Origin of the sequence: Streptomyces mirabilis, from assembly GCF_039503195.1 — a bacterium.
Lineage (GTDB): Bacteria > Actinomycetota > Actinomycetes > Streptomycetales > Streptomycetaceae > Streptomyces > Streptomyces mirabilis_D.
In genome coordinates this window covers 6045305-6066293 of sequence record NZ_JBCJKP010000001.1, presented here as the reverse complement: position 1 = coordinate 6066293, position 20989 = coordinate 6045305, and the positions used below count along the sequence as shown (strand labels likewise).

Here is a 20989-nt window from a genome sequence, read left to right as displayed (position 1 = left end):
CACGCGGGCCGAGGGCACGACGGCCTCCACCGCCGCGCGCCCCTGGGGACAACTCAAGACACCCCTGAGTCGTCCCCAGGGTCGTGCGGCGAACGGGTCCATCCGGGCGTACGGTCGGAAACATGCGCATTGTCATCGCTGGAGGTCATGGTCAGATCGCGCTGCGGCTGGAGCGACTGCTCGCCGCGCGCGGTGACGAGGTCGCGGGGATCATCCGCCGCGCCGAGCAGGGCGACGATCTGCGGGCGGCCGGTGCCGAGCCGGTCCTCTGCGATCTGGAGTCGGCTTCGGTGGAGCAGGTCGCCGCCCATCTGCAGGGCGCGGACGCGGCCGTCTTCGCGGCGGGCGCGGGCCCGGGCAGCGGTCCGGCCCGCAAGGCGACGGTGGACAGGGGCGCCGCCGTCCTGTTCGCCGACGCCGCGGAACGAGCGGGCGTACGGCGCCATGTCGTCGTGTCGTCCATGGGCGCGGACCCGGCGCACCCGGGCGACGACGTCTTCGACCTGTATCTGCGCGCCAAGGGCGAGGCCGACGAGTACATACGCGGTCGTACGTCCCTGGAGTGGACGATCCTGCGCCCCGGATCGCTGATCAACGACGCCGGCACCGGTCTCGTACGTCTGGAGGCCTCGACGGGCCCCGGAACGGTCCCGCGGGACGACGTCGCCGCGGTCCTGGCGGAGCTGGTGGAGACTCCCGCGACGGCCGGGCTGACCCTGGAGTTGATCAGCGGCTCGACGCCGATTTCGGTGGCGGTCAAATCGGTCGCGGGGAACTAGACACCGATCGGACCAGGCCATTCGCCGATCCGCTCAGAACAACGGAAGCTGCCCGGGAAAGTCGGGCACGGAGTACCCGTCCAGCGTCGGCTGGGCCGCCCCCAGCTGCGCCGGCCGACGCGACCCAGGACACGAGACCAGCTCCCCGCTCCCCCGGGCTCCAGGCGGATCATGCCGGGCGAACCGTCCCGCGACGACGGCGATCTCCCGACGGCACTCGGGGCAGTTCCTACGACGCGACGACATGAGATCAGTCTGCCCGGCCGGCAGCAGCCGCACCGACAGCACCCGACCCCAGCCCCGGTCGCCATCCACCGATTCCGCCCCCGCACACCGTCCCTCGCGTCAACAACTCTTCAGGGCAGCACACCTGGCGGCCTGCGGACACGGCCTTGAGTTCGTCCAGTGATTCCCGCATCGACCGCGACACCGCGCATTCCTCGTCCCCGCGATCCAACACTCGCAGCCAGTCGCGTTGAACGGTGAGCATCCCGGAGACCGCATCAAGACCCACCGCCAGCGCGTCGATCGGCGCCACGGCGTTCAGACCGCCGGCGACCGCCCGCACGCGACGGCGACGATGCCGCCAACGCCAAGATCTCCGCCCGTCTGGAGAAGTCCATCCAGCGAGCCGGAAAGCCCGCCCACGGCCCTTCCACGCACCCCGAGACAGGGCGTTCGAATACAAGACAGCGCGAGACAGGACGTCTCTCGCCAGAGCACATGACAAAGACCCCGTGACCTGCGTAGAGGGCAGGTCACGGGGCCTTTGTTCCCGTGTGGCGGCGCCAGGATTCGAACCTGGGAAGGCTGAGCCGGCAGATTTACAGTCTGCTCCCTTTGGCCGCTCGGGCACACCGCCGGGGTTGCTGCCCCGAGGACCGCTTTTCGGCGGTGCTCCCTGGCAACGACGTAAACGATACCTGATGCTCGGGGGTGCTTCGCCACCCGATTGATCTGCGCTTGGAGGGGAGGGGGTGGCTAGGCTTATGCGGATGCGGCCGGGGACCTACGCCGGGCTCGACGGCCGCCCCTACGCACCCCGATACAAGGAGCCACAGGACATGGCCGACTCCAGTTTCGACATCGTCTCGAAGGTCGAGCGGCAGGAGGTCGACAACGCCCTCAACCAGGCCGCCAAGGAGATCTCGCAGCGCTACGACTTCAAGAACGTGGGCGCCTCCATCTCCTGGTCCGGCGAGAAGATCCTGATGGAGGCGAACTCCGAGGAGCGGGTCAAGGCCGTCCTCGACGTGTTCGAGACCAAGCTGGTCAAGCGCGGCATCTCGCTGAAGGCCCTGGACGCGGGCGAGCCCCAGCTGTCCGGCAAGGAGTACAAGATCTTCGCGTCCATCGAGGAGGGCATCTCCCAGGACAACGCGAAGAAGGTGGCGAAGATCATTCGCGACGAGGGCCCGAAGGGCGTGAAGGCGCAGGTGCAGGGCGACGAGCTGCGTGTCAGCTCGAAGAGCCGTGACGACCTGCAGGCCGTGCAGGCACTGCTCAAGGGCAAGGACTTCGACTTCGCGCTGCAGTTCGTGAACTACCGGTAGCCATCGGCCGTCCACCGGCTTCGGCCGGTGGTTCTTTGGACGTACGAGGAAAGTTTCGCGTACGAGGAAGGGTGGGCCCCCGGGGGTGCCCACCCTTCTCGCCTGCTGGCTGCGGCCTCGGGGCGCGCCCTCAACGGCGCGAGTCGCCGAACAGGATGCGGTAGAGGATGAGCAGGACGAGCGAGCCGCCGATCGCGGCGGCCCACGTGGCGCCGTCGTAGAACTGCTTGGCGATCGGGTGGTCCAGCCAGCGCGAGGAGATCCAGCCGCCGATGAAGGCGCCCGCGATGCCGATGACGGTCGTTCCGATGAAGCCGCCCGGGTCACGGCCCGGCAGCAGGAATTTGGCGATGGCTCCGGCCAACAGTCCCAGAATGATCCAGCTGATGATGCCCATGCCCTGAACCTGCCTCTCCGCGCTGCGCCTGTGCTGTGATCCTGCTCCGGACCTGCTGTCTCATGCCTTCGAGTTCGAGCAGCCGGCGGTCGTGCTGATGTTCGTGGCGCGTTATCGGGAAGGACGCCTCGGCGGCGGCGGTCGGTTGCAGCGATCAGTAGGGTGCCGCCCATGACACAGTCCGGATCAGAGTTGCGGCGCACCCTGGGCGTCGGGGACGCCGTGGTCATCGGGCTCGGATCGATGGTGGGTGCCGGGATCTTCGCGGCGTTGGGCCCCGCCGCACGGGCGGCCGGGTCCGGTCTGCTCCTCGGGCTCGCCGTCGCGGCCGTGGTCGCGTACTGCAACGCGATGTCCTCGGCACGGCTGGCCGCTCTGTATCCCGCCTCCGGTGGGACCTATGTGTACGGGCGTGAGCGTCTCGGCGCCTTCTGGGGGTATCTGGCGGGCTGGTCGTTCATCGTCGGGAAGACGGCATCCTGCGCGGCGATGGCGCTCACCGTGGGCGCGTACGTCTGGCCGGGGCAGGCGCACGCGGTGGCAGTCGGGGCCGTGGTCGCCCTCACCGCGGTGAACTACGGCGGCATGCACAAATCCGCCCGGCTGACCCGGGTGATCGTTTCGGTGGTCCTCGCGGTCCTCGCTTCCGTGGTGGTCGTGTGTCTCGGATCGGACGCCTCCGACGCCGGCCGGCTGGACGTCGGGGTCTCCGGTGGCGCGGGCGGGGTGCTTCAGGCGGCGGGGCTGCTGTTCTTCGCGTTCGCCGGATACGCACGGATCGCGACGCTCGGTGAGGAGGTACGGGATCCGGCGCGCACCATTCCGCGCGCGATCCCGACGGCTCTGGGTGTCGCACTCGTGGTGTACGCGGCGGTCGCCGTGGCGGTCCTTTCGGTGCTGGGGCCGGAGGGGCTCGGGCGTGCCTCGGCGCCGCTGGCCGACGCGGTGCGGACGGCCGGTGTGCCAGGGCTCGTGCCGGTGGTACGGGTGGGTGCTGCCGTGGCCGCGCTCGGCTCGCTCCTCGCCCTGATCCTGGGCGTCTCACGGACGACGCTGGCCATGGCCCGCGACGGTCATCTGCCGGGCGCCCTGGCCGAGGTGCATCCGCGTTTCCAGGTGCCGCACCGGGCGGAGCTGGCCGTGGGCGCGGTGGTCGCCGCGCTGGCCGCGACGGTGGACGTGCGGGGCGCGATCGGGTTCTCCTCCTTCGGTGTACTGGCGTACTACGCCGTGGCCAACGCGTCGGCGTGGACCCTGAGTTCCGCTCCGGCGGCGCGGCTGGTGCCGGTGGTGGGACTCGTCGGGTGCGTGACCCTGGCGTTCGCGCTGCCGGCGCTTTCGGTGGTCGTGGGCGCGGCTGTGCTGGGTGTGGGGGTGGCGGCGTACGGCGTGAGGGGATGGCGGCGTACGGCGTGACGGGGTGGATGGCGTACGGCGTGACGGGGCGGGTGGCCCCGCGGTAGCTCGGCGGGGCGTCGGTGGCGGGCAGGTCGCTACGAGGCCTGTGCCGCCGCCGTGCGTATGCGGAAGTCGGGCCAGGGGGCCAAGTCCGCGTCGTCGTTGGACTCCTCGTACCAGCCGGAGCCCTCCAGCCAGGTGTCCAGCCACGCCTCTAGGTCGGGTGCGTCCACGTACCAGGCGTGGTCGGCCTCGTCGGCGTTCGGCTCGAAGAGCAGGACCGTGCCCCGGGGAGTGCGGCAGTCCACGCACGCGTACATCCCGCAGCCCCAGTGGGATATCGGCAGGACGCCCTCGGGCCAGGGCCAGTCGGGATCCTGGCGGCCGCTCTCCCGGTGGGCGAGGTACTGCGGGACGGCGGCGGGCTCGCCTGACGGGGAGCCATCGAGCAGCGGCAACAGGCCGTACTCCGGACCAAAGCCGCCGTCACCTATCTGCAGGTAGAGCGCGGCGAGCAGTGGCGGCAGGGTAAAGCCCAGGACGGCTTCGGCGCGGGCGACCGTCGCCGCGTCCACGGGCTCGGGGAGCGAAGGCCAGCCCCACGGGCGGGTGTTGCGGGCCTCCGTACCGACCCGCGCCAGCAACTGCTCGATTTCGGTCATGACTTCATGATGCAGCGCGCCACTGACAATCGGGCGGCCTGTGGATAACCCATCAGGCGATACGTACGTCGACGCCGTTCTCGGTGAGGAAGGCGAGCAGTTCCTCGAATGTCGGGGGTCTGCGGTCCCGGCACGGCGTCACGCCGAGGCAGGTGCGGGCGACGTCCGCGTCGTGCCGGACGAGGGTGAAGGGCGGCTCGGCGCCGTAGCCGCCTCGCAGGCAATCTGCGACGGCGCCCAGGTCGTGGCCGAAGTAACCGCCGGGACCATTCACCGCCTCGCCCAGCGCGCAGTGGAAGGCCGGCGCGTCGGTGACGTGGCGGCCGTCGAGGTGGTAGGTGGTGCCAGGCTCTGGGGCGGGCCCGTACGGGTTCGTTCCTTCCCGTGCCCGGTCGAGCCAGAACTCGCGCCCCTGCGAGCTGCATCGGGCCCAGCTGTTCGGCTCGGACTGGCGTTCGCGCCACCACACGTCCCGGGCCTCGCGGGCTGCTCTGGGAAGCCTCCGCGACCAGGGGTCTAGCGTGAGATCGACCAAGCCCCGGCCGTGCGCGGAGGGGATCCACGCGATGATCTCGCCTTCGAGTACGGACCCGACCGTCCGGCCGACCCGGTTGAGGCGCAGCACGTGGGCGTGTCCCAGGTCCTCGTCGCCCGCTTCGAGCGCGTCGCGCAGGGATCCGCGCGGAGAGCAGCCGAGCAGGCGCACCGGCGGGTCGGCCGGTTCGAGGAATTCGCCCGGGACTTGGACGAGGTCCCGGCAGTGGCCCCGCGGCTCGCCGTCCGCGCCCAGCAGTCGGTGTCCCGCGGAGAGCAATGGCCGTTGGGGGTGTTCGGCCTGGGTGTCCGGGACCGCCGACGTCTCGACGGTGATGTCGCGCAGCGTCGGGTCGAGCGCGCACGGGCGGTCGCCGAGGACCCGTGCGTACTCCAGTGGCCATTCCTCCCCGACCGGGGTGTGCGTGGCGTCGAGGGTCCGCACCAATAGGCCACCCAGCGGAGCGGAGCCTGTGGTGCGGGCCCGCTCCACGGCCCCGGCCAACTCGCCCCGGGGTGCGCAGCCGAGGAGGTCGTACCGGACGCGCGAGGGAGGGAGCGGATCGGCGTAGAGCTCGTCAGTGGCGTCCTTGCACAGCGCCCATATCGACTCGCCGACGCCCCTGTTGCTGTACGCCGCCACGGCGTACTTCGGATTCTGCACCCCCGCGCCGCCCCCTCAGCGCGTGGCGAACGGCTCGTCCGTGCGGACGATTTCGCGGCCCAGCGGGAGCAACGAGACCGGGATGAGCTTGAAGTTGGCGATGCCGAACGGGATGCCGATGATCGTGATGCACAGCAGGATGCCGGTGACGATGTGGGCGAGGGCGAGCCACCAGCCCGCGAGGACCAGCCACAGGACATTACCGACGCAGGAGGGGGCGCCCGCGTCGCGGCGCTCCACCGTCGTATAGCCGAAGGGCCACAGGGCGTAGACGCCGATACGGAAGGCCGCGATGCCAAACGGGATGCCGATGACGGTGATGCACAGCAGCACGCCGGCGGCCAAGTAGCCGAGGAACAGCCAGAAGCCGCTCAGGACGAGCCAAATGACGTTCAGGATTGTCTTCATTGCTGGCGACCTGCCATCTGCTCGAGCCGGGCGATGCGCTCCGCCATCGGCGGGTGCGTGGAGAACATCTTCGACATTCCCTGGCCCGGGCGGAAGGGGTTGGCGATCATCATGTGGCTCGCGGTCTCGATGCGCGGCTCGGGGGGCAGAGGCAGTTGTTTGGTGCCCGCGTCGAGCTTGCGCAGGGCACTGGCGAGGGCGAGAGGGTCGCCGGTGAGCTGGGCGCCGGACGCGTCCGCCTCGTACTCCCTGGAGCGGCTGATGGCCAACTGGATGAGGGACGCGGCGAGCGGACCCAGGATCATGATCAGCAGCATGCCGAGGATGCCGGGGCCCTCGTCGTCGTTCGAACGGCCGACCGGGATCAGCCAGGCGAAATTCACCAGGAACATGATCACGGAGGCGAGGGCGCCCGCGACCGACGAGATCAGGATGTCGCGGTTGTAGACATGGCTGAGCTCGTGGCCGATGACGCCGCGCAGCTCGCGCTCGTCCAGGATGCGCAGGATTCCCTCGGTGCAGCACACCGCCGCGTTGCGTGGGTTGCGTCCCGTCGCGAACGCGTTCGGCGCTTCGGTCGGTGAGATGTACAGGCGCGGCATCGGCTGGCGGGCCTGGGTCGAGAGCTCCCGGACGATGCGGTACAGGGCCGGGGCCTCGAATTCGCTCACCGGGCGTGCGCGCATCGCGCGTAGAGCCAGTTTGTCGCTGTTCCAGTACGCGTACGCGTTCGTCCCGATCGCGATGAACAGCGCGACGACGAGGCCGGTACGCCCGAAGAAGCTGCCGATGACGATGATGAGTGCGGACAGTCCCCCGAGGAGTACGGCGGTCCTGAGCCCATTGTGCCGGCGGTGCACGGTACGCCCTCCAAGTGGTGCGGCAGGGGAACCCTTTGCTTGCTGATACCTTGCTTCCACTTTTCAGTGGAACCTCCCGAACTGGTCAACGCCAGGCGGGGAGCACTAGTTCCCTTGTGCGCGCGACAGCGCCCGTGGACCGTCCGGGTGACAGTCCGGGTGACGGTCTCAGAACAGGCCGGTCGCGGAGAAGCGCAGAACCAGCTGAGGTGCCCCGGAGAGGACGATGCCCAGGACGGCCGTCAGGGCGATCGCGGCGGTCAGCGGGGCCGGGACGCGGTGCTTCTCGGACTCCCCCTCGGGGGCGCGGAAGAGCAGGGTCGTCCACTGGAGGTAGTAGAAGAGCGCGATCACGACGTTGACGGCCATGACCACGGCCAGCCAGCCGAGCCCCGCGTCGACGGCCGCCGCGAAGACGGTGACCTTGGCGAAGAGCCCGATGATGCCCGGCGGCAGTCCCGCGAGGCAGAGCAGGAAGAAGCCGAGGATCAGCGCGGACAGGGGGCTCCTCGCGTACAGGCCCCGGTAGTCGCTGATGCGGTTCAGGGGGCTCGTACGGGCGACGAGGGCGGCCACGGCGAAGGCGCCCAGGTTCACCACCGCGTACATCAGGGCGTAGGCGACGGTGGAGCCGATGGCCTTCTCGGCGTCCTTGGAGTAGGCGGCGGACGCGATCGGGACCAGGAGGTAGCCGGCCTGGCCGACGGAGGACCAGGCGAGCAGGCGGACCGCGCTGTACGCGCGCGTGGCTTGCTGGCGCAGGGCGCCGACGTTGCCGACGGTCATGGTGAAGGCGGCCAGCGCGGCGAGCGCCGGGCCCCAGACGTCTCCGTACGAAGGGAGGGCGACGACGGTGACGAGGATCAGGCCGGAGAAGCCGACCGCCTTGCCGACGACCGACAAGTAGGCGGCGATCGGCAAAGGCGCCCCTACGTAGGTGTCGGGCACCCAGAAGTGGAAGGGCACGGCGGCCGTCTTGAAGGCGAAGCCGACTAGGGTGAGGACGACGCCCGCCTGGGCGAGGGTGTGGAACTGTCCGTCGACGTGCTGGATCCTGTCCGCGATCTGGGTCAGGTAGAGGCTGCCGGTCGTCGCGTAGACGAAGCTGACGCCCATGAGACTGACGGCGGTCGCGGTGACGGAGGACAGGAAGAACTTCAGGGCCGCCTCGGAGGACTTTTTGTCGCCGCGTTTGATGCCGACGAGTGCGAAGGCGGGCAGTGAGGCGACTTCGAGGGCGACGATGAGCGTCGCGAGGTCACGGGAGGCGGGCAGCAGGGCGGCGCCCGCGGCCGAGGAGAGCAACAGGAACCAGAACTCCCCTTCGGGGAGGTCTTTGTTGGCGTCCTTCAGGGCCGTGACCGACAGCAGTGCCGCCAGGAGCGCGCCGCCGAGGACCAGGAACTGGATGACGAGGGTGAAGCGGTCCGCCGTGTAGCTGCAGGCGTGCGCGTCGCCCGTCAGGCAGAAGGTGGCGCGGTCGCCGTCCCGGAGGGGCAGCAGCATGAGCGCGGACGCGGCGAGCCCCGCCACCGACACCCAGCCGAGTACCGCCTTCTTCTCCTCTCCGACGAAGAGGTCGGCGACGAGCACGACGAGTCCGACGACCGCGGCGAGGGTGGGCGGCGCGATCGCGAGCCAGTCGACGGACTGGACCAGGGAGCTCATCGGGTGCCTCCTGCGAAGAGCTGCTGTACGGCCGGGTCGGTCAGGCCGAGGAGGGCCTTGGGCCACAGGCCGGCGACGACCGTGAGGGCGACGAGCGGCGTCCAGGCCGCGAACTCGTAGCTCTGGACGTCGGCGAGCTTCGGCGCCTCCTGCCCCGGGGTCTCGCCCATGCACACACGGCGTACGACGACGAGCATGTACGCGGCCGTGAGCAGCGTGCCGAAGGCGGCGATCGCCATGAACGTCAGATACGCGGGACGGCTGAGGTCGGCTGCGGGTTTGAACGCGCCGAACAGAGCCAGCATCTCGCCCCAGAATCCGGCGAGGCCCGGGAGCCCGAGCGAGGCGACGGCGGCGAAGGCGAGGAGCCCGCCGAGACGCGGAGCCTTGCCGTAGAGCGCGGCGCCGGTCTCCTCGGCGAGGGTGTCGAGGTCGGTGGTGCCCGTGCGGTCCTTCAGCGCCCCGACGAGGAAGAAGAGCAGTCCGGTGATGAGGCCGTGGGCGATGTTGGCGAACAGCGCGCCGTTCACGCCGGTCGGGGTCATCGTCGCGATGCCGAGCAGGACGAATCCCATGTGACCGACGGACGAGTACGCGATGAGCCGCTTGAGATCGCCCTTCGCTCCCTGTTTCGCGAGGGCCAGGCAGGCCAGGGATCCGTAGATGATCCCGACCACGGCGAAGGCGGCGAGGTAGGGGGCGAAGGTGTGCATCCCGTCCGGCGCGATCGGCAACAGAATCCGGACGAAACCGTACGTACCCATCTTCAGCAGTACACCGGCCAGCAGGACCGAGCCGACGGTGGGCGCGGCGGTGTGGGCGTCCGGCAGCCAGCTGTGCAGCGGCCACATCGGCGTCTTGACCGCGAGCCCGATTCCGATCGCCAGAACGGCGATGACCTGCACGGATGTGGTCAGCGACCGGCCGTTGTCAGTGGCGAGTGCCACCATGTCGAATGTGCCCGCCTTGATTCCGATCAGGAGCAGGCCCAGCAGCATGACGACCGAACCGAGCAGTGTGAAGAGGATGAACTTCCAGGCCGCGGCCTGGCGCTGCGCACCGCCCCACCGGGCGATGAGGAAGTACATCGGGATGAGCACCATCTCGAACGCGAGGAAGAACAGCAGCAGATCGAGGACGGCGAAGGTCGCGAGGGTGCCGGACTCGAGGACGAGCAGCAGGGCGACGAAGGCCTTCGGGGTCGGCCCCGCGGGCATCTTGAAGTAGCTGTAGAGCGCGCAGAGGAAGGTCAGCAGCGCGGTCAGGACCAGAAGGGGGAGGGAGATGCCGTCGATGCCGAGGTGGATCCGCACGTCGAGTGCGGGGATCCAGCTGATGTCCGTCGTGGCCTGCATCTTTGACGGGTGGTCGTGGTCGAAGCCGAGCGCGAGGACGATCGCGGCGATGAGCACCACACCGGTGACGATCACGCCGTGCCGCAGCACGGCCTGGTCCGGTGACTTCCCCTTCAGTCCGGGCGGCGCGGGCAGGAGAGCGGCGGCGGCGCCGATGAGCGGCCCGACGACGATCAACGCGAGAAGAATCTGCATCACGGATTCACTGATATCGATCACGCCTGCTCACGCTCCCGTGGCGACGAGGAGGGCGGCGACCACCAGGACGACGGTGCCGGCGAGCAGCGCGCTCACATAGGTCTGCACATTGCCGGTCTGCGCGCGCCGTACGGCGGCGCCGAGCAGGCGGGGTAGGGCGGCGGCACCGCGTACGTAGGTGTCGACGACCTCACGGTCGAGGAACCGGACGAGTGCGGCTCCGGCCTGGACGGGGCGGACGAACAGCACGTGGTACACGGCGTCGAGGTGGAATCCGACGGCCGCGTGCCGGTGCAGCGGGCCGAGCAGCAGCCGTCCGGGATCCGCCGGGTCCGGGGCGTAGGCCACGTCTCCGAACGTGGGCGCGTGACTGGCGATCGCCTCCGCCTCGACCCGCGCGGGCTCGGCATCGGGATGGGCCACGACCGCACCCATCGGCACGCGGGGAGCCAACGCGGTGGTGTGCCGCCAGGCGCCGTAGGTGACGATCCCGCCCACCAGGGCGAGCCCCGTGCCGAGGACGGAGGTGGTGAGGACCGGTGTCAGGTCGCGGCCGTCGAACCAGTCGGGCAGTCGGCCGTACGCGAGCCCGAAAGCGAGGGAAGGGACGGCGAGCACCCACAGCACGACGGTCATGCTGCGCGGCTCCTTGCCGTGGTCGGGAGCCTTGACGCCCCGGCCGTGGAAGGCGAGCAGCCACAGCCGGGTCGCGTACGCGGCGGTGAGTACGGCGGTGACCAGACCGGCGACGAGGACGATCCAGCCCGCGGAGCCGGGGGCGTGCTCGGTGTGGCCGGTGGCGACGTGCTCGGCCGCGCCGAGGACGGCCTCCTTGGAGAAGAAGCCGCTGAACGGCGGGATCGCGGCGAGCGCGAGCAGCGCCACGGTCATCGTCCAGTAGGCGTCGGGGACGCGGGATCGCAGGCCCGTCATGCGGGACATGACGGCCAGCGAGTTGGTGCCGGAGGCGTGGATGATCACGCCGGCGGCGAGGAACAGCAGCGCCTTGAAGGCGCCGTGGGACAGGAGATGGAAGACGGCGGCACCGCGGTCGCCGACGGCGAGGGCGCCTGCCATGTACCCGAGCTGGCCGATCGTCGAGTACGCGAGGACCCGCTTGATGTCGTCCTGGGCGAGTGCGGCGAGTGCCGAGCCCGCCATCGTGACGGCGGCCATGACGGCGAGGACCACCATCGCGGCCGAGGAGGCCTGGAAGACGGGGAGGAGCCGGGCGACGAAGTAGATACCGGCAGCGACCATCGTCGCCGCGTGGATCAGGGCGGAGACGGGTGTCGGGCCCGCCATCGCGTCGGGCAGCCAGGTGTGCAGCGGGAACAGCGCCGACTTGCCCGCCACGCCGGCGAGGAGCAGCAGGGCGATCAGCGTCGGATGGTGCAGTCCGCCGCTCGCGACGGTGCCGAGGACCGTGGTGATGCGGAAGGACCCGGCGTCGGTGGCGAGGGCGAACAGACCGATGAGGAAGGGGACGTCGCCGAGTTTGGTGACCAGGAAGGCCTTGATCGAGGCGGCGCGGGCCTCGGGGGTCTCCCAGTAGTGGCCGACCAGGAAGTACGAGCAGATGCCCATGACCTCCCAGCCGACCAGGAGCACGATCAGGTCGCCGGAGTAGACGACGAGCAGCATCGCGGAGGTGAAGAGGGAGATGAGAGCGGCGTACGAGGGGTAGCGCGGGTCGTCGCGCAGGTATCCCGTCGAGTAGATCTGCACGCAGGAGGCGACGACGCCGACGAGTACGGCGACGAGGGCGGCAAAGCCGTCGATGTGCAGGGCGAGTTCGATCGGGACCGAGCCGGTGGGCGTCAGTTCGGTGGCCGCGTTGATGGCCTGGCCGCCGCCCTGGCGCACGGCGACCAGTACGGCGAGGACGAGCGCGGTGAGGGACGGGAGTACCGCGAGGGGGCGGACGTAGCCGGGGACCGTGCGGCCGAGGAGGAGTCCGGCCGCGGCGCCCAGGAACGGAAGGAGGGGGACGAGGACGGCGAGGGTGGTCGTGGTCACGCGGTGGCCTCAGCCTTCTCGTCTCCCGTGACGGGGGCTTCTTCGGTGCCGTCGCCGTGGGAGCCGTCCGGGGCGGGGCCCTCGGCGGTGTCGCGGAGCTTGTCGATGTCCGAGGTTCCGCGGCCCCGGTAGACGGCGAGGACGATCGCCAGGCCGATGCCGATCTCGGCGGCCGCGATGGCGACGGTGAACAGGGTCAGGGCCTGGCCGGAGTGGAGCGTGTCGCGGGCGGTCCTGGAGAGCCAGACGTCGAAGGCGACGAGGTTCAGGTTGACGGCGTTGAGCATGAGCTCCACGGACATCAGGACCAGGATCGCGTTGCGGCGCGCGAGGACTCCGTACAGGCCCGTGCAGAAGAGGAGGGCGGAGAGCACGGCGGGATAGGCGAGGTGCATCAGCGGGTCCCTTCCTTCTCGCTCCGGCGGCTCTGGGCACCCGCGGGGGTGGCAGCGTCCGCCGTGGTGGTGGCGTCGGCCTTCGCCTTGCGGGAGAGGACGATCGCGCCGACCAGGGCGGCGAGGAGGAGGACGGAGAGGGCCTCGAAGGGGAGGACCCAGTTCTGGAAGAGGCTCGCTCCGGTGACCTCGGTGGAGCCGGCGGCGGGGCCCTTCAGGTCGACCCAGGTGGTGCGGAAGGCGTCCACGACCACCCAGACGAGGGCGGCGGCCGCGGCGACGGCCACGGTGAGGGCGGCCCAGCGGTTGCCCGAGTCGGCGTCCGGGGAGCGGCCGATCGGCGCCTTGGTGAGCATCAGACCGAACAGAAGGAGGACGACGACGGAACCGACGTAGATGAGGACCTGCACCCAGGCGATGAACTCGGCCGTGAGCAGGAGGTACTCGACGGCGAGGCCGCCGAGCGCCATCACCAGCCACAGGGCGGCGTGCACCAGCTGCTTGGTGGTGACGGTGACGATCGCGGCGCCGAAGGTGACCAGGCCGACGAGGAGGAAGGCGATCTCGACGCCCGTCGGGGAGAGGAAGCCGTGGCTTTCGGCGGTGGTGGTCGTGGCCCGCGCCGCGGCGGCCGTGGCTGCTGCGAGGCTCACGACGCACCGTCCTGCGGGTCGGAGGGCTTGGAGGGCTCGGGCGTGTCTGAGGTCGTACCTGAGGTCGTGCCTGTCGTCTCGTCCGTGGTCGGGCCTGTGGTCGTGCCACCGGCCGGGGGTTCGGGCTGGGCTGCCTGTTCGGCTGTCTGCGCCGCGAATTCGGCTGCCTCGGCTGCCGTGGCTGCCTCGGCGGCGAGTTTGTCGGCGGTTTTGCGGGCGGCGGCCAGTTCCTTCGGTTCCTCGGCGCCGGGGTCGAGGGCGGGCGGGGCCGGAACCGTCCACATCCACTCGCGGAGCTTGTCGCGCTCGTGGGTGAGTTCGTGGATGTCGGTCTCCGCGTACTCGAACTCCGGGGACCAGAACAGCGCGTCGAAAGGACAGACCTCGATGCAGATACCGCAGTACATGCACAGGGAGAAGTCGATGGCGAAGCGATCGAGGACGTTGCGGCTGCGCTCGCGGCCACCGGGGGCGGCCGGCGGGACCGTCTCCTTGTGGGAGTCGATGTAGATGCACCAGTCCGGGCACTCGCGGGCGCACAGCATGCAGACCGTGCAGTTCTCCTCGAACAGGCCGATGACGCCGCGGGAGCGGGGCGGGAGTTCGGGCTGGACGTCCGGGTACTGCGCGGTGACGGTCTTCTTCGTCATCGTGCGGAGGGTGACGGCCAGGCCCTTGGCGAGTCCGGAGCCAGGAATGCGGGAGCGGGTGGGCGGGAGAGGCTCGGCCATGGTTACGAGATCACCACCTTGACGATGCCGGTGAGGGCGATCTGGGCGAGAGAGAGGGGACGAGGAGGGTCCAGGAGAGTTTCTGGAGCTGGTCCTCGCGCAGGCGGGGGTAGGTGACGCGCAGCCAGATCACGACGAAGGCGAGGAGGGCCGTCTTCAGAAGGGTCCAGACCCAGCCGAGGCCGTCGGCACCCCACGGGCCGTGCCAGCCGCCCAGGAAGAGGACGGTGGTCAGACCGCACAGGACGACGATTCCGGCGTACTCGGCGAGGAGGAAGAGCGCGAAGCGCAGTCCGGTGTACTCGGTGTACGCGCCGAAGATGATCTCCGAGTCGGCGACGGGCATGTCGAAGGGCGGGCGCTGGAGTTCGGCGAGGCCCGCCACGAAGAAGACGACCGCGCCGACGATCTGCCAGGGCACCCACCACCACTCGAAGGCGGCGACGATGCCGGGCAGGGAGACCGTGCCGGCCGCCATCGCGACGGAGGCGGCGGTCAGCAGCATCGGGAGTTCGTAGGCGAGGAGCTGCGCGGCGGTGCGCAGGCCGCCGAGAAGGGAGAACTTGTTGGCCGAGGCCCAGCCCGCCATGAGCGAGCCGAGGACCCCCACGCCCATCACGGCGAGAACGAAGAAGATGCCCGCGTCGACGACCTGGCCGACGGCGCCCTCACTCGGGCCGATCGGGATGGCGAGGAGGACGAGAAGGTACGGGAGAAGGGCGACGGCGGGGGCGAGCTGGAAGATACGGCGGTCCGCACCCGCGGGGACGATGTCTTCCTTCTGCGCGAACTTCACGCCGTCCGCGACGAGTTGGGCCCAGCCGTGGAAGCCGCCGGCGTACATCGGGCCGAGGCGGCCCTGCATGTGGGCCATCACCTTGTGCTCGGTCTGACCGACGATCAGGGGGAACGTCAGGAACACGACGAAGACGACGAGGAGGCGTAGGGCGACGTCGAGAGCGTCGTTCACTGCGTGCCTCCGGCTGGGTTTCTCGGGGTGGGGTCTTCGGGAGCGGGCCCTTCGGGAGCGGGGTCTTCGGGAGCGGGGGTGGAGTCGGGGTGCGAGCCGGAGCCCGATTCGGACTCCGAATCGGAGTCCGAATCAGGGGATGCCGGGGGTTTCGAGGTGGCCTCGGGTGCCGGGTTCGGGGCAGCCGCGGGCTCCGGGGTCGCCCCCGGCTCCGACTCCGACTCCGACCTGGACTCCGGCTTCGGCTTCGGCTCCTGCTCCTGCTCGTCGAACGCGGGGCGGGCGTGGTGCCAAGGGGCGTCGGAGCTGCGCGGCGCCGCGGCAGCGGGCGGCTGCTCGGTGGCCTGTGCCCTTTGTGTCGCCGAGCCCTGGCTCGCGCTGCGCGTACGGCGGGGGCTGGCGGGAGGCGCCGGCTCGGCGGTTCCCGGGGCCGCGGGGGCGGCCGTCGAAGGTGCCTGTTCGTCGGCGGCCGGGGCCTCGGCCCGCTGGCTGGCCGAGCCCTGGCCGGCGCTGCGCGCCCGGCGAGGGGGCGTCGGGGCCTGCGCACCGGCGGCGGCAGCAGTGGCGGCACCGGCGGCGGGACCGGTTCCCGTGTCGCCGGTGGTGGTGGTCTGGCTCGCCGAGCCCTCGCCCGCCGTACGGGCCCGCCGCACCGGGCGATCGCCGGCGGCTCGGGCCGCTCCGCGCGCCGGGCGGGCGGGGGCCGGGGGAGCTGGCCCTTCAGGGGACCCCATTCGTTGGGGTCGGGTACGCCGGGCGGAAGCATCTGGCGGCGCTTGGGGCCACCGTGATCGGACTCCCCCGGCTCCTTCGCCCCGGGCCAGGCCTTGGCGACGCGGGCGGCGAGGACGAAGTCCTTGCGGAGGGGGTGGCCTTCGAAGCCCTCGGGGAGAAGAAGGGGGTCGAGGCCCGGGTGGCCCTCGAAGGTGACGCCGAACATCTCGTGGGTCTCCCGCTCGTGCCAGCCGGCGCCGGCGTACACGGAGACCGCCGTGGCCAGGACGGGTGCCGAGTGCGGGACGGTCGTACGGACGAGGAGGCGGCGTACGGGAGACAGCGCCACCACGTGCGCGGCGACGCGGAAGCCCGTGCCGGGTTCGTCGACGGCGCTCAGCCAGTCGAAGTAGGTGCAGCCCAGCGAGTCGCGCGCGGTCTCCAGGGCGGGGAGCCAGGCGGTCGGCGGTACGTCGACCGTCAGGACCTCGTACGACTCCTCGGCCGTGGCCTCCGGGCCGAAGAGCTCCTCGACGGGGGCGGGGAGCCAGCCGACGGTCATCGGTCCTCCCCCACGGCGGGCGGACGCACCAGGTCGCTCTGCAGGGCGGCGGCCGACGGACGCGGCGAGGAGCTGTAGCGCTCCCCCAGCGACTCCCGGGCGATCTTCTCCTGGAGCTTGAGGATGCCCTGCAGCAGCGCTTCGGGGCGGGGCGGGCACCCGGGGACGTAGACGTCCACCGGGATGATCTGGTCGACGCCCTTGGTGACGGAGTAGGAGTCCCAGTACGGGCCGCCGCAGTTGGAGCACGCACCGAAGGAGATGACGTACTTCGGCTCGGGCATCTGCTCGTAGAGACGCTTGACGGCCGGGGCCATCTTGTCCGTGACCGTGCCGGAGACGACCATCAGGTCGGCCTGGCGCGGACCCGGCGCGAACGGGATCACGCCGAGCCGGATGAAGTCGTGGCGGGCCATCGACGCGGCGATGAACTCGATCGCGCAGCAGGCGAGGCCGAAGTTGAAGACCCAGAGCGAGTAGCGGCGGCCCCAGTTCAGGACCACCTTCATCGGCTCCGGGGCCAGCCGGGAGAGCACGCCGAGCCGCTTCGGCTCGGGAAGCAGCACCTGCTCGGGAAGCACCACCGGTTCGGGCAGCACCGGTTCGGGCAGCGGCGCCGGTTCGGAGGGCGTCGAGGGGGTCACGTCCGAGGGGGTCACGTCCATGTCAGGACGCCCTTCTTGTATGCGTACAGCAGGCCCACGGCCAGGAAGCCGAGGAAGATGAACATCTCCACGAGGGTGGCCGCGCCGTAGCCGGGCGCGGCGAAGACGGTCGCCCAAGGGAAGAGGAAGATCGAGTCGACGGCGAAGATGACGTAGAGGAAGGCGTAGACGTAGTAGCGGACCTGCGTGTGGGCCCAGCCCTCGCCGACGGGGTCGACGCCGCACTCGTATGTCAGGAGTTTCTCGGGGGTCGGGACCACCGGCCGCAGCAGACGGCCCGCCCCGAAGGCGACGGCGACGAAGAGCACGCCGACGACGACGAGCAGTCCGACGACCGAGTACGACTGGAAGTAGCCCGCCGCGACGACGGCCCCGGTTGCCGTGACAACGGTCGGTTCCGACACGTCAGCCCCTCACTCCCTGACCTCGTTGCGCCCGGCGCGCGCCCCGTCGCGCACGCTGTGATGCGCCCCGTTCGACGATCTGTACGGACGGGAGTCTAGGGCCTGCTAAAGAGACGGTAAGCAGCCCGTCACGCATTGGCTATCGGGGACATGTCAGGGACTCGTCCGCCTCGCCCGTCGCCGGGTTCGCGCACTCGCCCGGCTCACGTGTCACCGGGTTCCCGTCCGCACCTCGCGGTCACTTCCCATTTCACCTCGCGAGCACATCCAGGTACACCGCGCGGCGGCCTTCGCTTTCACCTCAAGGGGTGGGGTTTTCCCCAGTGGATCGTGGCGGTCGACCTCATGGCGCGACGGCCCGCCGCCGGGCAGGCTAGCGAATATGACCGAACGCATCACCCCTGTCGGCCCCCTCGGCCCCCTCGGCCCCCTCGGCCCCCTCGGCCCGTCGGACACGCCGCAAGCCCCGGACATACGGGGTGTACCGGATGTACCAGATGCACAAGACGTACCGGACGAGTCGGCCGACAGCGACCGGCTGCCTCCCCCACGCTTCGCGCTCGGCCGGCAGACGTGGAAGGAGATCGCGCACCTCCTCGCCAACCTGCCGGTCTCGATCTTCGGCTTCGTGTACGTCGTGACGCTCGTCTCCACGGGCGCGGGGCTGGCCGTGACGGCGATCGGGCTGCCGCTGCTCGCGGGCGGGCTGCGGGGCACGCGGCTGCTGGGCCGGATGGAGCGGGCGCGGGCGCGCAAGCTGCTCGGCGTGCGGATCGACGAGCCGAGCCCGATGCCGGTGCGCGGGACGGGCTTCTTCCCCTGGTTGTGGTCGAGCCTGCGGGACCCGGTGGCCTGGCGGACCATGCTGTACGACTTCATCCGGCTGCCGTGGGGGATCGTCACGTTCACGGTCACGCTGACGTCGTTGTTCCTGCTGTGGCCGGTGCTGCCGTTCCTCGCGCGGGGGCTGACGAACGTCGACCGGGCCATGGTGCGTGGGCTGCTGTCGCCCTCGGACGAGTTGGAGCGGCGCATCGCCGAGCTGGAGTCGGACCGGGGGGTCGTGGTCGACACGGCCGCGGCGGACCTGCGGCGCATCGAACGCGACCTGCACGACGGGGCGCAGGCCCGGCTCGTCAACCTCGCGATGGGGCTCGGGCTCGCCAAGGAGAAGATCCTCGAGGGGCAGGCCGACGAGACCGTCGCGGCCATGGTCGACGAGGCGCACGGCGAGGTGAAGCTGGCCCTGCAGGAGCTGCGCGATCTGGCCCGCGGCATCCATCCCGCGGTCCTCACCGACCGGGGCCTCGACGCGGCGCTGTCGTCGATCGCCTCGCGCTGCACCGTGCCGGTGAAGGTGACGGCCGACCTCCCGACGAGACCGGCCGCCGCCATCGAGGGCATCGCCTACTTCACCGTGTCCGAGCTGTTGCAGAACGTCAGCAAGCACAGCGGGGCGCGCTCCGCGTCCGTCGACGTGTGGCGGACGGACGCGCGGCTGCTCATACAGGTCCAGGACGACGGACGCGGGGGGGCCGCCCTCGACGGCGGTACGGGGATGGCGGGGCTCGCGGACCGGCTGGGCGCGGTGGACGGGCTGTTCGTCATCGACTCACCGCCCGGCGGCCCGACCACCATCACGGCGGAGCTGCCTTGGCGGGACCGGGGGGTCGGGCGGGGCTGACGGGGCTGACGGGGCTGACGGGGCGGCCTATGGGGGTGACCTGTGCGGGTCCGCCTCGACGGGTCCGCCTTGGTGCGTCCGCCTTGGTGCGTCCGCCTTGGTGCGTCCGCCTTGGTGCGTCCGCCTTGATGGGTCTGCCTTGACGGCTGCTCTGCCTTGACGGGTCCGCCTTGACGGGGCCGCCCTGACGGGGCCGTCGGCAAGCGGCTTCCGTCCGGCTTCGAGGTAGGGAAAACCCCCGTCCCAAGACGCCGACCCGCTCCATGGTCGGCAAGGGCCGAGAACAGCAGGGTGGGAGTACGAACCGACGGGCAGGACGAGCAGAACGGACGAGACCGATGGCGACGGAGTACGGACAGGGGTACGGGTACCCGAGCGGGCCCGGATTCCACCAGGCGGGTGCCGAGGAGCGGCGGCACCGCCTCCCTGCACCGCTGCGGGCGCCGATCGAGGCGCGCAGCTGGCGCGAGTTCGGTTACGTGATGTCGGGCCTGCCGGTCGGCATCCTCATGTTCACGTTCGCCGTCACGATGTTCTCGCTCGGCATGGGCCTGCTGATCACCTTCCTGGGGATCCCGGTGCTCGCCGCGGCCCTCGCCGGCGTCCGCGGGTTCGGCGCGCTGGAGCGGGCGCGGGCGCGCGGGTTGCTCGGGATCGACGTGGCCGCGCCGGAGCCCCTGCGGGTGCGCAAGCAGGGGGCGCTGGCATGGATGGGGGCGCTCCTGAAGAGCGGTTCGGCGTGGCGGCATCTGCTGTACTCGGTGGTGCAGTTCCCGTGGTCGGTGTTCTCGTTCGTGGTGGCGCTGAACTTCTGGGCGTACGGCTGGGCGATGCTGACGTATCCGCTGTGGTTCTGGCTCTTCCCGGTGTACGGCGGGCAGGGCGGCCTCCAGCTCTACGGCGACGGCATGCACCGCATCTACCTGGACAACCCGTTCGAGATCACCGTCACCGCGCTGCTGGGGCTGCTGATCACGATGGCCACGCCGTGGATCGTGCGGGCGCTGACCATGGTGGACCGGGTGATGGTGGCGGGGCTGCTCGGACCGTCGCGGCTGGCGAGCCGGGTGGTCGAGCTGGAGTCGGACCGGGGGGTCGTGGTCGACACGGCCGCGGCGGACCTGCGGCGCATCGAGCGGGATCTGCACGACGGGGCGCAGGCTCGGCTCGTCAATCTCGCGATGGGGCTCGGGCTTGCCAAGGAGAAGCTCACCGAGGATCCGCAGGCCGCGGCACGGATGGTGGACGAGGCACACGGTGAGGTGAAGACGGCGTTGCAGGAGCTGCGGGATCTGGCGCGGGGGATTCATCCGGCCGTGCTGACCGATCGGGGGCTGGATGCGGCGCTGTCCTCCGTGGCCTCGCGGTGCACCGTGCCGGTGCAGGTGGATGTGGATCTTCCGGCTCGGCCGGCGCCGGCGATCGAGGGGATCGCGTACTTCACCGTCTCCGAGCTGCTGCAGAACATCAGCAAGCATGCGCGGGCGACGCGGGCCACGGTCGATGTGTGGCGGGTCGAGAACCGGTTGATGCTTCAGGTCGTCGACGATGGTGTGGGTGGGGCCGATGTCTCCCGCGGGTCCGGGCTCGCGGGGCTGGCGGAGCGGCTCGATGCCGTGGACGGGGTTCTGGTGGTGGACTCTCCTGTGGGTGGGCCCAGTCGGATTACTGCGGAGTTGCCCTGGCGGGGGTGAGCGGGGGTGGGGGGTGGGGTGT

The 20989-nt window shown here is 70.6% G+C and carries 19 protein-coding genes, 1 tRNA gene and 2 pseudogenes; 5 read left to right on the top strand and 17 right to left on the bottom strand.

Annotated elements, in window-relative coordinates:
• Positions 1–122 precede the first annotated feature (122 nt).
• Positions 123–779, top strand: a complete 657-nt coding sequence (locus AAFF41_RS28010) for an SDR family oxidoreductase (protein WP_319750109.1) — start codon at positions 123–125, stop codon at positions 777–779.
• A 33-nt stretch (positions 780–812) separates the two neighbouring features.
• On the opposite strand, the gene AAFF41_RS28005 is transcribed toward AAFF41_RS28010, so the two are convergent.
• Together AAFF41_RS28005 and AAFF41_RS28000 are read right to left on the bottom strand one after the other, a co-directional pair.
• The gene (locus tag AAFF41_RS28005) at positions 813–1025 is read right to left on the bottom strand and encodes a hypothetical protein (protein WP_060901523.1); all 213 of its coding nucleotides are present in this window, start codon (positions 1023–1025) and stop codon (positions 813–815) included.
• A 534-nt stretch (positions 1026–1559) separates the two neighbouring features.
• Positions 1560–1641: transfer RNA gene (locus tag AAFF41_RS28000), tRNA-Tyr, on the bottom strand.
• 202 nt (positions 1642–1843) lie between these two features.
• Here AAFF41_RS28000 and AAFF41_RS27995 point away from each other — a divergent pair.
• Complete coding sequence (locus AAFF41_RS27995; protein ID WP_054228329.1) at positions 1844–2332, top strand: YajQ family cyclic di-GMP-binding protein; 489 nt, start codon at positions 1844–1846, stop codon at positions 2330–2332.
• A gap of 130 nt (positions 2333–2462) precedes the next feature.
• Here the strand turns inward: AAFF41_RS27995 and AAFF41_RS27990 are convergent, their stop codons facing one another.
• Positions 2463–2729, bottom strand: coding sequence for a GlsB/YeaQ/YmgE family stress response membrane protein (locus tag AAFF41_RS27990; protein WP_319750108.1), 267 nt, complete (start codon positions 2727–2729; stop codon positions 2463–2465).
• Between the two features lie 171 nt (positions 2730–2900).
• Between AAFF41_RS27990 and AAFF41_RS27985 the strand changes: the two genes are divergently transcribed.
• On the top strand, positions 2901–4145 hold the full coding sequence (locus tag AAFF41_RS27985; RefSeq protein ID WP_319750107.1) for an APC family permease: 1245 nt from the start codon (positions 2901–2903) through the stop codon (positions 4143–4145).
• A gap of 77 nt (positions 4146–4222) precedes the next feature.
• On the opposite strand, the gene AAFF41_RS27980 is transcribed toward AAFF41_RS27985, so the two are convergent.
• The 14 genes and pseudogenes from AAFF41_RS27980 to AAFF41_RS27915 form a co-directional block, all read right to left on the bottom strand.
• Positions 4223–4789, bottom strand: coding sequence for an SMI1/KNR4 family protein (locus tag AAFF41_RS27980; protein WP_319750106.1), 567 nt, complete (start codon positions 4787–4789; stop codon positions 4223–4225).
• A gap of 52 nt (positions 4790–4841) precedes the next feature.
• On the bottom strand, positions 4842–5987 hold the full coding sequence (locus tag AAFF41_RS27975) for a barstar family protein (protein ID WP_319750105.1): 1146 nt from the start codon (positions 5985–5987) through the stop codon (positions 4842–4844).
• 15 nt (positions 5988–6002) lie between these two features.
• Positions 6003–6395: a YccF domain-containing protein gene (locus AAFF41_RS27970; protein ID WP_319750104.1), complete on the bottom strand. Its 393-nt coding sequence runs from the start codon at positions 6393–6395 to the stop codon at positions 6003–6005.
• The gene (htpX, locus tag AAFF41_RS27965) at positions 6392–7255 is read right to left on the bottom strand and encodes a zinc metalloprotease HtpX (RefSeq protein ID WP_060901518.1); all 864 of its coding nucleotides are present in this window, start codon (positions 7253–7255) and stop codon (positions 6392–6394) included. Before htpX ends, AAFF41_RS27970 begins: the two co-directional genes overlap by 4 nt.
• Before the next feature lie 168 nt (positions 7256–7423).
• A complete protein-coding gene (locus AAFF41_RS27960; RefSeq protein ID WP_319750103.1) occupies positions 7424–8923 on the bottom strand; it encodes an NADH-quinone oxidoreductase subunit N in 1500 nt (499 codons plus the stop codon).
• Entirely contained in the window at positions 8920–10497 is a 1578-nt protein-coding gene (locus AAFF41_RS27955; RefSeq protein ID WP_319750102.1) for an NADH-quinone oxidoreductase subunit M, read from the bottom strand. The genes AAFF41_RS27960 and AAFF41_RS27955 overlap by 4 nt, the downstream gene beginning before the upstream one ends.
• Before the next feature lie 6 nt (positions 10498–10503).
• On the bottom strand, positions 10504–12495 hold the full coding sequence (locus AAFF41_RS27950) for an NADH-quinone oxidoreductase subunit 5 family protein (protein WP_319750101.1): 1992 nt from the start codon (positions 12493–12495) through the stop codon (positions 10504–10506).
• Complete coding sequence (gene nuoK, locus AAFF41_RS27945) at positions 12492–12890, bottom strand: NADH-quinone oxidoreductase subunit NuoK (protein WP_319750100.1); 399 nt, start codon at positions 12888–12890, stop codon at positions 12492–12494. Before nuoK ends, AAFF41_RS27950 begins: the two co-directional genes overlap by 4 nt.
• Entirely contained in the window at positions 12890–13543 is a 654-nt protein-coding gene (locus tag AAFF41_RS27940) for an NADH-quinone oxidoreductase subunit J family protein (RefSeq protein WP_319750099.1), read from the bottom strand. The genes nuoK and AAFF41_RS27940 overlap by 1 nt, the downstream gene beginning before the upstream one ends.
• Positions 13540–14274, bottom strand: a complete 735-nt coding sequence (locus AAFF41_RS27935; RefSeq protein ID WP_319750098.1) for a NuoI/complex I 23 kDa subunit family protein — start codon at positions 14272–14274, stop codon at positions 13540–13542. Before AAFF41_RS27935 ends, AAFF41_RS27940 begins: the two co-directional genes overlap by 4 nt.
• Positions 14275–14276: 2 nt before the next feature.
• A pseudogene (locus tag AAFF41_RS27930) lies at positions 14277–15244 on the bottom strand (complex I subunit 1/NuoH family protein).
• A pseudogene (locus AAFF41_RS27925) lies at positions 15241–16520 on the bottom strand (NADH-quinone oxidoreductase subunit C). Before AAFF41_RS27925 ends, AAFF41_RS27930 begins: the two co-directional pseudogenes overlap by 4 nt.
• Positions 16517–17185: an NADH-quinone oxidoreductase subunit B gene (locus AAFF41_RS27920; protein ID WP_343324799.1), complete on the bottom strand. Its 669-nt coding sequence runs from the start codon at positions 17183–17185 to the stop codon at positions 16517–16519. Before AAFF41_RS27920 ends, AAFF41_RS27925 begins: the two are co-directional and overlap by 4 nt.
• Positions 17176–17589, bottom strand: a complete 414-nt coding sequence (locus tag AAFF41_RS27915) for an NADH-quinone oxidoreductase subunit A (RefSeq protein WP_343324798.1) — start codon at positions 17587–17589, stop codon at positions 17176–17178. The genes AAFF41_RS27920 and AAFF41_RS27915 overlap by 10 nt, the downstream gene beginning before the upstream one ends.
• A gap of 382 nt (positions 17590–17971) precedes the next feature.
• Between AAFF41_RS27915 and AAFF41_RS27910 the strand changes: the two genes are divergently transcribed.
• Both AAFF41_RS27910 and AAFF41_RS27905 read left to right on the top strand, forming a co-directional pair.
• Positions 17972–19273: a sensor histidine kinase gene (locus tag AAFF41_RS27910; RefSeq protein WP_343324797.1), complete on the top strand. Its 1302-nt coding sequence runs from the start codon at positions 17972–17974 to the stop codon at positions 19271–19273.
• Positions 19274–19611: 338 nt separating this feature from the next.
• Positions 19612–20967: a sensor histidine kinase gene (locus AAFF41_RS27905; RefSeq protein ID WP_319750092.1), complete on the top strand. Its 1356-nt coding sequence runs from the start codon at positions 19612–19614 to the stop codon at positions 20965–20967.
• The last annotated feature ends 22 nt before the right edge of the window (positions 20968–20989 follow it).

What these genes read in the sequence shown, in the direction of transcription:
- AAFF41_RS27970 (WP_319750104.1), bottom strand. Translation starts at nt 6,395, where the DNA reads ATGAAGACAATCCTGAACGTCATTTGGCTCGTCCTGAGCGGCTTCTGG.
- AAFF41_RS27910 (WP_343324797.1), top strand. Translation starts at nt 17,972, where the DNA reads ATGACCGAACGCATCACCCCTGTCGGCCCCCTCGGCCCCCTCGGCCCC.
- AAFF41_RS27935 (WP_319750098.1), bottom strand. Translation starts at nt 14,274, where the DNA reads ATGGCCGAGCCTCTCCCGCCCACCCGCTCCCGCATTCCTGGCTCCGGA.
- AAFF41_RS27905 (WP_319750092.1), top strand. Translation starts at nt 19,612, where the DNA reads ATGGCGACGGAGTACGGACAGGGGTACGGGTACCCGAGCGGGCCCGGA.
- AAFF41_RS28010 (WP_319750109.1), top strand. Translation starts at nt 123, where the DNA reads ATGCGCATTGTCATCGCTGGAGGTCATGGTCAGATCGCGCTGCGGCTG.
- AAFF41_RS28005 (WP_060901523.1), bottom strand. Translation starts at nt 1,025, where the DNA reads ATGTCGTCGCGTCGTAGGAACTGCCCCGAGTGCCGTCGGGAGATCGCC.
- AAFF41_RS27995 (WP_054228329.1), top strand. Translation starts at nt 1,844, where the DNA reads ATGGCCGACTCCAGTTTCGACATCGTCTCGAAGGTCGAGCGGCAGGAG.
- AAFF41_RS27920 (WP_343324799.1), bottom strand. Translation starts at nt 17,185, where the DNA reads ATGGACGTGACCCCCTCGGACGTGACCCCCTCGACGCCCTCCGAACCG.
- AAFF41_RS27990 (WP_319750108.1), bottom strand. Translation starts at nt 2,729, where the DNA reads ATGGGCATCATCAGCTGGATCATTCTGGGACTGTTGGCCGGAGCCATC.
- AAFF41_RS27960 (WP_319750103.1), bottom strand. Translation starts at nt 8,923, where the DNA reads ATGAGCTCCCTGGTCCAGTCCGTCGACTGGCTCGCGATCGCGCCGCCC.
- AAFF41_RS27985 (WP_319750107.1), top strand. Translation starts at nt 2,901, where the DNA reads ATGACACAGTCCGGATCAGAGTTGCGGCGCACCCTGGGCGTCGGGGAC.
- nuoK (WP_319750100.1), bottom strand. Translation starts at nt 12,890, where the DNA reads ATGCACCTCGCCTATCCCGCCGTGCTCTCCGCCCTCCTCTTCTGCACG.
- AAFF41_RS27980 (WP_319750106.1), bottom strand. Translation starts at nt 4,789, where the DNA reads ATGACCGAAATCGAGCAGTTGCTGGCGCGGGTCGGTACGGAGGCCCGC.